10 protein-coding genes are annotated in these 14829 nt (G+C 72.1%); 5 read left to right on the top strand and 5 right to left on the bottom strand.

Annotated elements, in window-relative coordinates:
• Nucleotides 1-47 precede the first annotated feature (47 nt).
• Complete coding sequence (locus ACZ7HT_RS21290; protein ID WP_471168013.1) at nucleotides 48-1292, top strand: serine hydrolase domain-containing protein; 1245 nt, start codon at nucleotides 48-50, stop codon at nucleotides 1290-1292.
• Nucleotides 1293-1395: 103 nt separating this feature from the next.
• Nucleotides 1396-1860 (top strand): GreA/GreB family elongation factor, encoded by a 465-nt coding sequence (locus ACZ7HT_RS21295; protein WP_471168014.1) that lies wholly within the window; start codon nucleotides 1396-1398, stop codon nucleotides 1858-1860.
• A gap of 68 nt (nucleotides 1861-1928) precedes the next feature.
• On the opposite strand, the gene ACZ7HT_RS21300 is transcribed toward ACZ7HT_RS21295, so the two are convergent.
• The 3 genes from ACZ7HT_RS21300 to ACZ7HT_RS21310 are packed head-to-tail and all read right to left on the bottom strand — an operon-like array spanning nucleotide 1929 to nucleotide 4369.
• Nucleotides 1929-2564 carry a DUF1345 domain-containing protein gene (locus ACZ7HT_RS21300; RefSeq protein ID WP_471168016.1) on the bottom strand — a complete coding sequence of 212 codons (636 nt, stop codon included), beginning with the start codon at nucleotides 2562-2564 and terminating at the stop codon, nucleotides 1929-1931.
• 3 nt (nucleotides 2565-2567) lie between these two features.
• A complete protein-coding gene (locus ACZ7HT_RS21305) occupies nucleotides 2568-3383 on the bottom strand; it encodes a family 1 encapsulin nanocompartment shell protein (protein ID WP_471168019.1) in 816 nt (271 codons plus the stop codon).
• Nucleotides 3380-4369, bottom strand: coding sequence for a Dyp-type peroxidase (locus ACZ7HT_RS21310; RefSeq protein WP_471168022.1), 990 nt, complete (start codon nucleotides 4367-4369; stop codon nucleotides 3380-3382). Before ACZ7HT_RS21310 ends, ACZ7HT_RS21305 begins: the two co-directional genes overlap by 4 nt.
• A 193-nt stretch (nucleotides 4370-4562) precedes the next feature.
• On the opposite strand from ACZ7HT_RS21310, the gene ACZ7HT_RS21315 reads away from it, so the two are divergent.
• Nucleotides 4563-6884, top strand: coding sequence for an FdhF/YdeP family oxidoreductase (locus ACZ7HT_RS21315; RefSeq protein ID WP_471168025.1), 2322 nt, complete (start codon nucleotides 4563-4565; stop codon nucleotides 6882-6884).
• Between the two features lie 7 nt (nucleotides 6885-6891).
• Here the strand turns inward: ACZ7HT_RS21315 and ACZ7HT_RS21320 are convergent, their stop codons facing one another.
• Nucleotides 6892-8727, bottom strand: coding sequence for an FUSC family protein (locus ACZ7HT_RS21320; protein WP_471168028.1), 1836 nt, complete (start codon nucleotides 8725-8727; stop codon nucleotides 6892-6894).
• 222 nt (nucleotides 8728-8949) lie between these two features.
• Here ACZ7HT_RS21320 and ACZ7HT_RS21325 point away from each other — a divergent pair, with 222 nt between their 5' ends.
• Together ACZ7HT_RS21325 and ACZ7HT_RS21330 are read left to right on the top strand one after the other, a co-directional pair.
• On the top strand, nucleotides 8950-11247 hold the full coding sequence (locus ACZ7HT_RS21325) for an FdhF/YdeP family oxidoreductase (protein WP_471168031.1): 2298 nt from the start codon (nucleotides 8950-8952) through the stop codon (nucleotides 11245-11247).
• A gap of 48 nt (nucleotides 11248-11295) precedes the next feature.
• Nucleotides 11296-12225, top strand: a complete 930-nt coding sequence (locus ACZ7HT_RS21330; protein WP_471168034.1) for a LysR family transcriptional regulator — start codon at nucleotides 11296-11298, stop codon at nucleotides 12223-12225.
• Nucleotides 12226-12262: 37 nt separating this feature from the next.
• Here ACZ7HT_RS21330 and ACZ7HT_RS21335 read toward each other — a convergent pair whose 3' ends face one another.
• On the bottom strand, nucleotides 12263-14776 hold the full coding sequence (locus tag ACZ7HT_RS21335; RefSeq protein ID WP_471168038.1) for an ATP-dependent Clp protease ATP-binding subunit: 2514 nt from the start codon (nucleotides 14774-14776) through the stop codon (nucleotides 12263-12265).
• Between the last annotated feature and the right edge of the window lie 53 nt (nucleotides 14777-14829).

Below are 14829 nucleotides of genomic sequence, written 5' to 3' on the forward strand. Positions count from 1 at the left end.
CCTAGCCTGGAAGTGGAGTGTTGTCCCCGGCCGGCAGGAGGCCCGCCGTGAGGTACTCGCACACACGGAACCGACGCCTCTGCGCGGCCTTCGCGGCCCTGGGCATCCTCGTCGCCCCCGTCGGCGCGGGTGCGGCCTTCGCGGCCGAACCCCCCGGCCCCGCGGCCCTCGTGGCCGCGGCCCCCTCGCCCTCGGCGGACGCGCAGTTCCCGGAACTCACCCCGGCCGTCGCCGCCCGCCTGGACGGGGCGATCCAGGACGTGATGAAGGAGACCGGTGTCCCGGGTGTCAGCGTCGCCCTCTCCGCTCCCGGCAAGGGCACGTACATCCGCTCCTTCGGCATCGCCGACAAGGCCACCGGACAGCCCATGAACCCCGGGCTCTACATGCGGATCGGCAGCGAGACCAAGACCTTCACGGTGACCGCCCTGCTCGAACTCGTCGACCAGGGCAAGGTGAGCGTGGACGACCCGATCTCGAAGTACGTCGACGGCGTGCCGAACGGCGACCGCATCACCCTGGGCAACCTGGCGTCCATGCGCAGCGGTCTCTTCAACTACTCGGCGGACGAGGGCTTCTACAAGGCCCTCACGTCCGATCCCTACCGGCCCTTCACCCCGCAGGAGCTGCTCGCCTACTCCTTCAAGCACCCGATCCAGTTCCAGCCGGGCACCGAGTTCGACTACTGCAACACGAACCTGATCCTGCTCGGCCTCGTCGTGGAGAAGGTCAGCGGGACTCCGCTGCACGAGTTCATCCAGAAGAACGTCATCGAGCCGGCCGGCCTGCGCCACACGGTGTTCCCGACGGACGCCGCGTTCCCCAGCCCGCACGCCCACGGCTACACCGTGCAGACCGCCTCGGGGAAGCTGGAGGACTCCACCGACTGGAACCCCTCCTGGGGCTGGGCGGCCGGTGCGATGATCTCCGACCTCCAGGACCTCCGCACCTGGGCCCGGGTCGTCGCGACGGGCACCCTGCTGACGCCGAAGACGCAGGCCGAGCGGCTCCACACGTTCCCCACGGGCATCCCCGGCGCCGGTTACGGCCTCGGCATCTTCGACATCCAGGGCTGGATCGGCCACAACGGCTCCCTGCCGGGCTACGAGTCGCTCACGATCTACCTGCCGGAGGCCAAGGCCACCCTGGCGCTCGTTCTCAACACGGACGTCCTGCACGACAACAACGAGCCCAGCACGCTCTTCGGCCAGGCCATCACCCGCATCGTGACCCCGGACCACGTCTTCGACATCCCGGCGACGGAGGCCAGGCCGAGTCCGAGCGGAAGCTGACGCGCGTCCTTCCACCCCTCGACCTCCTGCCTGTTAATCTCCCTTTCGTCCTGAATGATCCCCCACGGCAGTCGTCCGTGCCGCCGCAGAATCGGGAGCAGCAATGACCGGTGGACCCGAGCCCATCAGCGCCGTCGGCCGGGAGGAGCTCGAGCGTGAGCTCGCGGATCTGCGCACCGAACGCGAGGCCGTCGCCGCCACCCTGCGGGACGGCGGTGGCGACGAGGTCGGCGACCGGGCCGACGAGGCCGACGAGTTGCAGCGCGGCGACGACCTCGACCGCCTCGACGCCCGCATCGGCGTGATCGAGGGGCGGCTCAAGGAGGCGTCCGTCGCGGGGGCTCCGTCCACCGGCGCGGTCGGTGTGGGCAGCGGCGTGACCGTGCGGTTCGAGGACGGAACCGAGTCGACCTTCCACATCGGCGAGCTCGCGAACGCCCTGGACGCGACCCTGGTCACCGCCGACAGCCCGCTCGGCCGGGCCCTCCTCGGCCACCGCGCCGGCGACACCGTCACGTACGACACACCCGAGGGCCGGACGACCGCGGTCGTGCTCTCGCTCGGCTGACGGCGCCACCGGGCTCGCGGCCCGCTCTGTGCGCGGGCCGTGGTGCCGGCGCCGGGACCCGCCTCCGGTCAGCCGGTGACGATCCCGGCGACGAGGTTGATGGTGGTGGCCAGGATGCTCGCCCCGAAGACGTACGACAGCAGGCAGTGCCGCAGGACGATCGCCCGGACCGTGGCGCTGGAGACGTTCGTGTCGGAGACCTGGTAGGTCATGCCGAGGTTGAAGCTGAAGTAGAGGAAGTCGCTGTACCTCGGCGGGGACGGGGAGTTGAAGTCGATCCCGCCGCCGGGCTTGAGGGCGTAGTAGAGGTACGCGTACCTCGTGGCGTACATGAGGTGCAGCGCCGCCCAGGCCATGAAGACCCCGCAGAGCGCCGTCGCGGCCGCCGCGTGGCTCAGGTCGGTGTGGCCGGCCAGGAGCAGCGCCACGATGCCGACGAGCCCGCACAGGGAGGTCGCGACGACGACGAGTTCCTCGACGACGGGCCGGAACTCCTCGCGCCGGACGTTGTGGTGGGTCGTGGCGGCGTCCATGGGCCACAGGACCATCCAGCCGGTCACGACGAAGAGGGTCTCGGCGGCGGCGATGCCGGCGAGGATGCCCAGCGGCGCGTGGGTCAGGGCCGCGACGGCCGCGCCGGCGACCGCGCCGCCGAACGCGGACGCGGCGAGCCGGGGCACCGCGCCCAACAGGCGCCGGTCCACGGTTCAGGGCTCCAGGACGACGACTGCCTCGTCCGTGTGGGCCAGGAAGGTCAGGGTCTCCTGGAGGTACAGGTGCACGCTGGTCCCGTCGTGCGCGGTGTAGCCGATCGCCACGTCCTGGCCGAGGCGCAGCTCGAAGTCGCCGCCCCGGGTGGAGAGGACGAAGCCGCCGTCGAGGGCGGGCGCCCAGATCGGGGAGCCGTCGAGCATCCGGGCGAGGTGGGCCGCGATCGGGTAGCCGTGGTCGGAGGTCTCGCTGACCGCCCGGTACTGGTCGGCGCCGAGCAGCAGCGCGTACGGACCGTCGACGCCCGCGAGCCGCAGGGCGGTGAGGGCCCGGCTGACCGCGTCGGGGTAGTCGCGGGGTTCGGTCGGCAGCCGCAGCGGCGGGTTCGAGCTGCGGGCGCGCAGCCCTTCGACTCCGGCGGCCTCGTACCCCTCGAAGACCATGCGGTCCTCGATGAGCGCGAGCGAGCGGGCCGCGTCCTTGACGGGCTGCCAGTCGGAGTCCTTCGAGCCGCGCTCGACGTCGTCGACGGCGGCCCTGTCGACGGTGAACGGCACCCGGACCTCGACGAGCGGCCGCGCCTCGCGCAGCCGTGCCGTGACGCCGGGCGCGGGCTCCGCGAGCTCGGTGAGGTGCCCCGTACCGACGGCCGACAGCTCCGGTCCCGCCGGGTCGGGGACGTCGACGACGCGGCGGCCCGCGACGTTGCGACGGAAGGTGCGGCGGGCCTCCTCCTCGATCTCGGCCCACGCGGCCGCGGTGATGGGGGCGAGTTCGCGGTGGAGGTTGCTGGTGGACTCGGGGGGCGTCATGGGGCGAGGGCTCCTTTCAGGCTGCCGATGCCGAGGGTCTCCCCGGGGGCCGCGGCGGCCGAGGGGGCGGGGAGGTCGTCGAGGAGGCCGGCGCTCGGCACGAAGAAGAGGCCGCCGGTGACGGCCCGGGAGAAGTCGAGGATGCGGTCCGTGGTGCCGGGGGGATCGCCGAGGAACATGTTGCGGAGCATCCGCTCGGTGACGGAGGGCGTCCGCGCGTAGCCGACGAAGTAGGTGCCGAACTCGCCCGATCCGACCTGTCCGAAGGGCATGTTCGCGCGCAGGATCTGCCGCTGGACGCCGTTCTCGTCGGTGACCGTGTTGAGCGCGACGTGCGAGTCGGCGGGCTTGACGTCGTCGGAGAGCTCGATGTTGGACCCCTTGCCGCGCCCGATGACGTGCTCCTGCTGCTCGACGGTGAGCGCGTCCCAGGCCGGCATGTCGTGCACGTACTTCTGGACGACGACGTAGCTGCCGCCGCGGAAGTCCGGGTCCTCGTCGCCGATGTGGACCGCGTCGGCGGCCGTCGTGCCCTCGGGGTTCTCGCTGCCGTCGACGAAGCCGAGCAGGTCGCGGTCGTCGAAGTACGCGAAGCCGTGCACCTCGTCGACGACGGTCACCGCGGGGCCCAGGGCGGCCACGATGTGCCGGGCCAGCTCGAAGCAGAGGTCCAGGCGCCGGGCCCGCAGGTGGAAGAACAGGTCGCCGGGGGTGGCCGGGGCGCGGTGGCGGGGGCCCCGCAGGGTCGCGAAGGGGTGCAGCTCGCGGGGGCGGGGGCCGCCGACGAGCCGGTCCCATCCCGTGGAGCCGATGCCGGCGACGCAGGTGAGGCGGGCGTCAGGGTGACGGAACGCCACCGAACGGGTCAGCCCCGACAGGTCCTGCAGCGCCTCCCGCGCCACGTCTTCACCGCCCGGGTTGACGGTGGCCACCAGGAAGACGCCCGCCCGGGCGGGCGGGGCGAGGACGGGCTGGGATACGACCATGACGCTCCCACGAGAGACGACCGGAATACGGAGGAAAGGGACAGCGCCAGCGTAGGTGCGCATGATCCGGTACGCAGCCCGGCGGGCGTGGGGTGGCTGGAGCGGGGCGGCGGGCTTAGCCTGCCCAGGGGGTCCTTCTGTCCATCATGCCCATGCGCACCCATCAGTCCGCAGGGCGAGAGGATGAGGCACCTTGAGCACCGACCAGGACGAGAGCAGCGCCCGGGACGAGCGGGAACCCCGGGTGGGGCCCACCCCCCAGGGCGATCCGGAATTCCATCCGTACAAGCACCCGGCCGCCGGCTGGGGCGCCGCGAAGAGCGTGACGAACTTCCTGGTGCGCGAGGGCGCGCTGGTCGACGGGCCGCGCGCCATCATGCGGATGAACCACGAGAACACCGGCTTCGACTGTCCCGGCTGCGCCTGGCCCGACGACACCAAGGGCCTCCACCTGGACATCTGCGAGAACGGCATCAAGCACGTCACCTGGGAGATGACCCACAAGCGGGTCGGGCGCGAGTTCTTCGCCGCCCACTCGGTGACCGAGCTCGCCGGGTGGAGCGACTACGACCTGGAGAACGAGGGCCGCCTCACCGAGCCGATGGTCTACGACCCCGAGTCGGACCATTACGTCCCGATCAGCTGGAAGGACGCCTTCGCGCTCGTCGGCCGTACCCTGCGCGGCCTCGACGACCCGAACCGGGCCGCGTTCTACACCTCGGGCCGGCTCGGCAACGAGGCCACGTTCCTGTACCAGCTGATGGCCCGCGAACTGGGCACCAACAACCTGCCCGACTGCTCCAACATGTGCCACGAGGCCAGCGGCCGCGCCCTCCAGGCCTCCCTGGGCACCGGGAAGGGCACGGTCGACCTCCAGGACTGGGAGACCGCCGACGCGCTGTTCGTCTTCGGTGTCAACGCCGCCTCGAACGCGCCCCGGATGCTCACCGCGCTCGCCGGGGCCTACCACCGCGGCGCGCAGATCGTGCACGTCAACCCGCTCGTCGAGGCCGCCGCCACGCGCACGATCGTCCCGCACGACTTCACGGACATGGCCCTCTTCAAGACGACGAGGACCAGCACGCTCAACCTCCAGCCGCGCATCGGCGGCGACATGGCGCTCGTACGGGGCATGGCGAAGGCGATCCTGGAGCAGTCGTCGACCGACCCGAAGGCCCTGGACCGGGAGTTCATCGAGCGGCACACGTCCGGCTTCGAGGAGTACCGGGCCCTGTGCGAGGCCACGCCGTGGGAGGAGCTCGAACGGCAGTCGGGGCTGAGCCGCGACGACATCCTCAAGGCCGCCCGCGTGTACGGCGAGGCCGACCGCTCCATCGTCAGCTGGTGCCTCGGCATCACCCAGCACGAACACGGCGTCGACACCGTCCGGGAGATCGTCAACCTGCTGCTGCTCCGCGGCAACCTCGGCCGGGAGGGCGCGGGCCCCTCCCCCGTACGCGGTCACAGCAACGTCCAGGGCAACCGCACCTGCGGCATCGACCACCGGCCGAGCGAGGAGTTCCTCGACCGGCTCGCCGAGGTCTGCGAGATCCAGCCGCCCCGGGCGCACGGCAAGGACACCGTCGCGAGCATCAAGGCGATGCACGGCGGCGAGATCACCGTCTTCGTCGGCATGGGCGGCAACTTCGCGCTCGCCGCCCCCGACACCCCGTACACCTACGCGGCGCTGCGCAACTGCGAGCTCACCGTGCAGGTCAGCACCAAGCTGAACCGCAGCCACCTCGTGCACGGCCGGCAGGCCCTCATCCTCCCCTGCCTCGGCCGGACCGAGAAGGACCACCAGCGCAAGGGCGTCCAGAGCACCTCGGTCGAGGACTCGATGAGCATGGTGCACCTGTCCGTCGGCATGAAGAAGCCCGCCTCGCCGCACCTGCTCTCCGAGCCGGCGATCGTCGCCGGGATGGCGCGCGCCGCGCTGCCCGACAGCGCCACGCCGTGGGAGTGGTACGTCGAGGACTACGACCGCATCCGGGACACGATGGCCCGCGCGCTCGACGGCTTCGAGGACTTCAACCGGCGCGTACGGCTGCCGCTCGGCTTCCGCATCAAGCAGCCGGCCCGCGAACTGGTCTTCCTCACCCCGTCCGGGCGCGCCGAGTTCTCCGCAGCCGAGCTGCCCGACGTGGTGCCCGCGCCGGGCACCCTGGCGCTCGGCACCATGCGCTCCCACGACCAGTGGAACACCACGATCTACTCCGACAACGACCGCTACCGGGGCATCAAGAACCTCCGCACGCTGGTCTTCATGAACCGGGCGGACATGCGCGAGCGCGGGATCCCCGACATGGGCCCCGTCGACATCACGAGCACCGCGAAGGACGGCAGCCGACGTCACCTCAACGGCTACCTCGCCGTCCCGTACGACATCCCGCGCGGCTGCGCGGCCGGGTACATGCCGGAGATGAACGTGCTGTGCGCGCTCGGCGACTACAGCACCCAGAGCGACCAGCCGATCATGAAGCACGTCGAGGTGACGATCGAGCCGGCTACGTGACGCTCCGTCACTTCTGACGGACCAGCCGGTCCAGGAGGAGGTAGGCGCGGCGTTCGGCGGCGGCGAGCTCGGTGGGATCGATCTCGGCCGGCCAGAGCTCGCCCGCCGCCGCGTCGTCGGCCTCCCTCAGCTCCACGGCCGCCGCCGCGAGCCGCGTCTGCACGAGCGGGAACGACCCCACGACCCCTTCCTCCAGGGCCCGTTCGGCCCGTTCCGAGGCCGCCGCGCAGGCGGCGAGCGCGCGTTCCGCCCGTACCGCCGCCCGGTCGTGGACCACGAGCAGGGCGCAGCCGAGTCCGACGACGACGCCGAGCGCGCTGCTCAGCGCCCGGTCCCGCACGAGGGCCTCGGCAGGTGCGACCGTGGCCAGATCGGTGAGGAGCAGCGCAAGCGGGGTGAGGAAGACGACGCCGAGGCCGTAGTTGCGGGCGACGACGTACTCCAGGAGGAACTCGAAGAGCACGATCACCAGGACCAGCACCACCGGCTCGGGGCCCAGGGAGAGGACACCGAGGGCGAGCAGGAGGCCCGCGACGGTGCCGAGGGTGCGCTGGACGGCCCGCTGGGCCGCCGTCCGCACGTTGACCGAGTGGAGGACGGCGGCGGCGGAGATCGCCGCCCAGTAGCCGTGCCCGAGACCCAGGAGGAGCGCGGCCCCGCCCGCGAGTCCGGTGCCGAGGATCATCCGCAGGGCGGGCACGAGGAGGACGGCCACGCGGCCGTGGGCGGGTCCGGACACCAGGGCGGCGGCGCGGAGCTCGGTGGCGCGGAGGGTGGTCGGGTCGGGAGGGACGGGGACAGGGCCGTGCGCGGGGACGGCGGTGGCGGGGTCGGGCGCGGGGACGGCGGCGGCGGGGTCGAGCGGCCCGGCTGCGGCCGCGGCCCCGGCCTCGGGCGGCCCGGCTGCGGCCTCGGGCGGCCCGGCAGACGCGTCAGGGCGGGCCAGCATGCCGGCCTGGGCGATCAGGACCGGGAGTGCCAGCTCGGGCAGGAGCCGAGGCGCCCGTCGGCGGCGGCTGACCAGCACCCGGACCTGGCGGCGCAGGGCACGGGCCAGGGGGGCCGGGTCGCTCGGCGGGCGGCGGGCGGAGCCGACGAGCAGCGACCAGGAGAGGTCGGCGAGACGGACGCAGGTGTCGTCGCGGCCGTGCCGGTCGGTGCCCGAGGGCGGCAGGACGCCGAGCGTGCGGTACGCCTGGAGCACCGCGGCGGTCGCCCGGTGCCGTACGGGACCGGTTCCGCCCGCCTCCCACAGGTCCGCGAGCTCGCGCAGGGCGGCGGCGACGGCGAGCCGCTGCGGGCGGTCCGGGTGCAGGAGCCGCCCCGCCACCGCGAGGACCCAGGCGACGGCCGCACCGCACGCGGCCAGACCGGCCTGCGGCAGGACGTCGGCGGGGGTCGAGGCGCCGTTGGCGGCCACCGCGAAGGAGAAGAGCAGCAGCACCGCACCGAGCCCGCTCAGCCGGGCCGCGTCGCAGGCGAGCTTCGCGAGACCGGCGACCAGGGCGGTGGCCGCGACCGTGACGGCGGCGCCCGCTCCCCCGTTCCGGGGCTGCGCCCAGGCGGCGAGCGCCGCGCCGCAGGCCACGCACGCGGTCATCGCCACGGCGACGACGGCGAGCACGCGGGCGCGGCGCGCGTACGGCAGATTGCGGCCGAAGGTGGTGGTGAAGGACCCCAGCATCGTGGAGACGGCGAGGTCGGCCCGCCCGGCGAGCGCCAGCGGCAGCGCGGGGAGCGCCATGGCGAGCGCGGCGCGCAGGGCGAAGGACAGGGCGCCGTCCACGCTCTGCAGGGCGAGCGCGCCTCTCGGGGAGAGCGCGCGACCGAGGTGGGTGTGCATGACCCGATCACCCTCGGCGCATTCGTTTCGCAAGTCAAAGAGGCAATTCCGATGACGCGATCCATCGGCCTTATCGACCCCCCGAAACAACTATTCAGAGCGGGCTGATAGGCCGCGCCTATGAGCTCATCGAAAACATCTCTTTGACTTCGCTCCTGAACGGGTCGAATCTGCTCTGCGGCGTGAATCCGGCCAGGCGCGAGAAATGAGGCGGACCAGAGCATGAGCGGCATCGAGGACCCGGTCGACGACCTGAAGGTCACCCCGCCGAAGACCTGGGCGACCGGGCTCCCCGCGGTGACGCACGCCCTGGAGTACTCCCTGCGCCAGACCTCCCCGCGGCGCACCGCGCTCACGCTGCTCCACATCAACCAGCCCAAGGGCATCGACTGCCCGGGCTGCGCCTGGCCGGAGCCGGCGCCGGGCGAGCGGCACAGGAACGAGTACTGCGAGAACGGCGCGAAGCACATCAACGACGAGGCCACTTCGCGGCGCGTCACGCGAGAATTCTTCCGTGCGCACTCGATCGCGGAGCTCGACGGCATGTCGGACTACTGGCTCAATCAGCAGGGCCGGCTCACCGAGCCGATGGTGAAGCGGCCCGGTGCGACACACTACGAGCCGATCGGCTGGGACGAGGCGCTCGGTCTGCTCGCCGACGAGCTCACGGCGCTCGACTCGCCCGACGAGGCCCTCTTCTACGTCTCCGGCCGGCTGAACAACGAGGCCGCCTTCCTCCTCCAGCTCTTCGCGCGCGCGTACGGCACGAACAATCTGCCGGACTGCTCCAACATGTGCCACGAGTCCAGCGGTTCCGCGCTGTCGGAGACCCTCGGCATCGGCAAGGGCAGTGTCTCCCTGGACGACATCCACCACTCCGACCTGGTCTTCGTCGTCGGTCAGAACCCGGGCACCAACCATCCTCGGATGCTGTCGGCCCTGGAGGAGACCAAGCGCAACGGCGGGCAGGTCGTGGCCGTCAACACGCTGCCCGAGGCCGGGCTCATGCGTTTCAAGCACCCGCAGAAGGCGCGCGGGATCATCGGCCGCGGCACGGCGATCGCCGACCAGTTCCTGCACATCCGCGCCGGCGGCGACCTCGCCCTCTTCCAGGCCCTGAACCGGCTGCTCGTGGAGGCCGAGGACGCCGCTCCCGGCACCGTCCTCGACCGCGGCTTCATCGAGCGGAACACGACCGGTTTCGCCGCCTTCGCCGAGCACGCGCGGAAGGTGTCCTGGGAGGACGTCCTGACGGCGACCGGGCTGTCCCGCGAGGAGATCCAGGAGGTCTTCGAGCGGGTCCTGCGCAGTAAGCGGATCATCGTGTGCTGGGCGATGGGCCTCACCCAGCACAAACACGGGGTCCCCACGATCCGCGAGGTCGTCGACTTCCTCCTCGCGCGCGGCAACATCGGCAGGCCCGGCGCCGGCGTGTGCCCGGTGCGCGGCCACAGCAACGTGCAGGGCGACCGCTCGATGGGCGTGTGGGAGCGGATGCCGCAGAAGTTCCTCGACGCCCTGGGGCGGGAGTTCGGCTTCACCCCGCCCACCCGTCACGGTCTGGACGCGGTGAACGGCATCCGGGCCATGTACGAGGGCCGCGCGAAGGTCTTCCTCGGCGTCGCCGGCAACTTCGTCCGGGCCACCCCCGACAGCGCGGTCACCGAGGAGGCGATGCGGCGGTGCCGGCTCACCGCGCACGTCTCCACCAAGCTCAACCGCTCGCACACGGTCTGCGGCGAGACCGCGCTGATCCTGCCGACGCTCGGCCGCAGCGACCGGGACGTGCAGGGCGGGGTCGAGCAGTTCGTCACGGTCGAGGACTCCATGAGCGACGTCCACGCCTCCCGGGGCAAGCTGCCGCCCGCCTCGCCGGACCTGCTCAGCGAGGTCGCGATCGTGGCGCGGCTCGCCCGCAGGACGCTCGGCGAGGAGCCGGCCGTCCCCTGGGAGGAGTTCGAGCGGGACTACGGCACCGTCCGGGACCGGATCTCCCGGGTCGTGCCCGGCTTCGAGGACTTCAACGCGCGCGTGGCCCGGCCGGGCGGCTTCCACCTGCCCAATCCGGTGAACTCCGGGGTCTTCCCCACCCCGAGCGGCAAGGCCGTCTTCACGTGCAACGCGTTCACGATGCCGCACGTCCCGGAGGGGCACCTGCTGCTGCAGACGCTGCGCTCGCACGACCAGTGGAACACCGTCTGGTACGCGCCGAACGACCGCTACCGGGGCATCCACGACGCCCGCCGGGTCGTCCTCGTCAACCCGGCCGACCTCGACGCCCTCGGCCTCGCCGACGGCCGGCTCGTGGACCTGGTGAGCGTCTGGCACGACGAGCGGGAGCGGCGCGCGGAGGGCTTCCGGGTGGTCGCGTACCCCGCGAGCCGGGGGTCGGCGGCGGCCTACTACCCGGAGACGAACGTCCTGGTGCCGCTGGACAGCGTCGCCGACATCAGCAACTGCCCGACGTCCAAGGGCGTCGTGGTCCGCCTGGAGCCGGCCCGTACCCCCGCCGCGGGGTGACGGCGGGTCCGACTGGCGTCACGGCGGGCTGTCGGGTAGACCCGTGACGTGCTGTTCCGTCAACTCGAGTACCTGGTGGCCCTCTCCCGGGAGCGTCATTTCGCCCGCGCCGCCCAGGCCTGCCACGTCTCCCAGCCCGCGCTCTCGGAAGCCGTCAGGAAGCTGGAGGACGAGCTGGGCGTCCCGCTGGTCCAGCGCGGCCGCCGGTACGAGGGCCTCACGCCCGAGGGCGAGCGCATCGTGGTGTGGGCGCAGCGGCTGCTCGCCGACCGCGACGCCCTGAAGAGCGAGGTCGGCGCCCTGCGGACGGGGGTGAGCGGCCGGCTGCGGATCGGCTCCGTGCCGACGGCGTCCGGCGCGGTCGCCCAGCTGACGGCGCCGTTCTGCCTGGCGCACCCGCTGGTGAACGTGGAGGTGGCGGCGGACCTCCGGTCGGAGGACATCCTGCGGCAGCTGCGGGACTTCGAGCTCGACGCCGGAGTGACGTACCTGCACAAGGGGCTCGCGGAGAACTTCCGGGCGGTGCCGCTGTACGAGGAGCGGTACGTGCTCCTCACCGGCGCCGCCGACGCCCCCGCGCACCGGACGACGGCGACCTGGGCGGAGGCCGCGCGGCTGCCGCTCTGTCTGCTGACCGGGTCCATGCAGGGACGTCAGGTGCTCGACGAGGTGTTCGCCGAGGCGGGGGTGCGGCCCTCGCCGCGGGTCGAGACCGACTCGGTGGCGGCGCTCTTCGCGCACGTACGGACCGGCGTCCTGACGAGCATCGTGCCGCATACCTGGCTGCACGTCTTCGGGGTGCCGTACGGCATGCGGGCGGTCCCGATGACCGAGCCGGCACGGTCGGTGCCGATGGGCCTGGTGACCGTCGTCCGGGAGCCCGAGCCCGTCCTCGCACGCGCGCTCCGGGAGCTCGCGGGCCGCACCGATGTCGCCGCCGTCCTGGACCGGCTCCCGGGAGACTCCGTACCCCGGTGAGTGGAGGGCACGGAGCCTCCGGGCTCCTGTCCGTGGTTCAGGCCGCGGCGGCGGCGCTCTCCGCCTCCTCCGGCTTGTGGATCGTGCAGTGCAGCGAGTCGTCGATGACGTCCGCGACGATCGTGTCGCCGGGGTCGGCCTCGCCGCCGAGGAGCAGGGTGGCGACGCGGTTGTCGAGCTCCGTCTGGATCGTGCGGCGCAGCGGCCGGGCGCCGAACGCCGGCTGGTACCCGTGGGCGACGAGGAGCTTCTTCGCCGCCTCGGTGACCTCCAGGGTCATGCCCTGGGCGTGGACGCGGTGCTTGCTGCGGTCGAGGAGGTGGTCGACGATCTCGGACAGGTCGTCCTCGGTGAGGCTGTGGAAGACGATGATGTCGTCGATGCGGTTGAGGAACTCGGGCAGGAAGCGGCCCCGCAGGTCCCCCATCAGCTCGTCCTTGAGCTCGGCCGCGTCGCCCCCGTGGGCGAGGATGCGGTGGGCGCCGATGTTGGACGTCATGATCACGACGCAGTGGCGGAAGTCGACCGTGCGGCCCTGGCCGTCCGTGAGGCGCCCGTCGTCGAGGATCTGGAGGAGCGTGTTGAAGACGTCGGGGTGCCCCTTCTCGATCTCGTCGAAGAGCACGACGCTGTACGGCTGGCGGCGGACCTTCTCGGTGAGCTGGCCGGCCTCCTCGTAACCGACGTATCCGGGAGGCGCGCCGACGAGCCGGGCGACGGTGTGCTTCTCCTGGAACTCGCTCATGTCGAACCGGATCATGCGGTCCTCGGCGCCGAAGAGCAGCTCGGCGAGGGTCTTGGCGAGTTCGGTCTTGCCGACGCCGGTGGGGCCGAGGAAGAGGAAGGAGCCGACGGGCCGGTCGGGGTCGCCCATGCCGGCCCGGTTGCGGCGCACGGCCTCGGAGACGGCGGTGACCGCCTCGCTCTGGCCGACGATCCGTTCGTGCATCTGCTCCTCCAGCTTGAGGAGCTTCTCCTTCTCGCTGGCAGTCAGCTGCGAGACGGGGATGCCGGTGCGGCGGGACACGATGTCGGCGATGTCGGCGGCCGTGACGGAGACGACGCCCTCGCGGCGCTCCTCGATCCCGGCGAGTTCGCCCTCGACCTCGGCGATCTCGTCCTTGAGCTCCTTGGCCTTCTCGAAGTCCTCGCGGGCGACGGCCTGGTCCTTCTCGCGCTGCAGTTTCGCCAGCTTGTCCTCGCGGCTGACGACCTCGGTGGAGCGGCCGCCGCTGCGGAGCCGTACGCGCGCGCCTGCCTGGTCCATGAGGTCGATGGCCTTGTCGGGCAGGAAGCGGTCGCTGATGTAGCGGTCGGAGAGCTCGGCCGCGGCGGCGAGGGCGCCGTCGGCGAAGCGGACCTGGTGGTGGGCCTCGTACGCGTCCCTGAGTCCTTCGAGGATCTGCACGGTCTCCTCGACGGTCGGTTCCGGGATCAGGACGGGCTGGAAGCGGCGTTCGAGGGCGGCGTCCTTCTCGATGTGCTTGCGGTACTCGTCGATGGTGGTGGCGCCCACGACGTGCAGTTCGCCGCGCGCGAGGGCGGGCTTGAGCATGTTGCCCGCGTCCATGGAGCCCTCGCCGGTGGCACCGGCGCCGACGACCGTGTGCAGCTCGTCGATGAAGAGGATGATGTCGCCGCTCGCCTCCTGGACGTCCTCGATGACCTTCTTGAGGCGTTCCTCGAACTGTCCCCGGTACTGGGCTCCCGCCACCATGCCGGACAGGTCCAGGGAGACGACCCGCTTGCCCTTCAGGGTGTCGGGGACCTCGTCCGCGACGATGCGCTGGGCGAGGCCCTCCACGATGGCGGTCTTGCCGACGCCGGGCTCGCCGATGAGCACGGGGTTGTTCTTGGAACGCCGGGAGAGGATCTCGATGGTCTGCTCGATCTCCTCGGCCCGGCCGACGACGGGGTCGAGCCTGCCCGCCCTGGCCTCCTCCGTCAGGTCCCGACCGTACTCGTCGAGGGTGGTCGGCTCCTTCGCGGCGGTGGGGGCGCCGCGCGGCTCCGGGCGGGCCGTCTGGTCGGTGAGGCCGCGCAGCTTCTGCACGTCCAGGTCCTCGGCGCGCAGGAAGCGGGAGGCGCCGGAGTCGGCGTCGCCGAGGAGGGCGCTGAGGATGTGCTCGGGGCCGATGTACGAGACGCCTGCCGCCTGCGAGTAGGCGTGGGCCCTGGCGAGCGTCCGCTTGGCCGCCGGGGTGAGTCCGGGCTCGGCGGAGGGCTCTGCGGCCTCCCGGGGAAGCACCTCGGCGAGCTGGTCGGCGAGCTTGTCGGGGTTCACACCGCCCTGGGAGAGGAGCCGGCGGGTCGGCTCGACCTGGGTCGCGGCCCACAGGAGGTGTTCGGTGTCGAGGTCGGTGCTGCCGTCCTCGTCGGCCTTGCGCGCGGCCGTGTTCAGCAGTTCGTGGGAGGACTCGGTCAGCAGCCGTCCGATGGGCACGCGCTGGACCGCGGGCGGCGAGGAGGCCGGCGACATCCCGAAGAACCGGTTGAACAGGTCACTGAACGGATCCGACGAACCGAAGGACGAACCGAACGCCATCGACATAGCTGCTCCTGAAAGCGCGGAGGGGGTCTTCCCCACTGGATGAGGGCGCGAAA

The organism is Streptomyces sp. NPDC037410 (genome assembly GCF_055602235.1).

What these genes read in the sequence shown, in the direction of transcription:
- ACZ7HT_RS21320 (WP_471168028.1), bottom strand. Translation starts at nt 8,727, where the DNA reads ATGCACACCCACCTCGGTCGCGCGCTCTCCCCGAGAGGCGCGCTCGCC.
- ACZ7HT_RS21335 (WP_471168038.1), bottom strand. Translation starts at nt 14,776, where the DNA reads ATGTCGATGGCGTTCGGTTCGTCCTTCGGTTCGTCGGATCCGTTCAGT.
- ACZ7HT_RS21295 (WP_471168014.1), top strand. Translation starts at nt 1,396, where the DNA reads ATGACCGGTGGACCCGAGCCCATCAGCGCCGTCGGCCGGGAGGAGCTC.
- ACZ7HT_RS21325 (WP_471168031.1), top strand. Translation starts at nt 8,950, where the DNA reads ATGAGCGGCATCGAGGACCCGGTCGACGACCTGAAGGTCACCCCGCCG.
- ACZ7HT_RS21310 (WP_471168022.1), bottom strand. Translation starts at nt 4,369, where the DNA reads ATGGTCGTATCCCAGCCCGTCCTCGCCCCGCCCGCCCGGGCGGGCGTC.
- ACZ7HT_RS21305 (WP_471168019.1), bottom strand. Translation starts at nt 3,383, where the DNA reads ATGACGCCCCCCGAGTCCACCAGCAACCTCCACCGCGAACTCGCCCCC.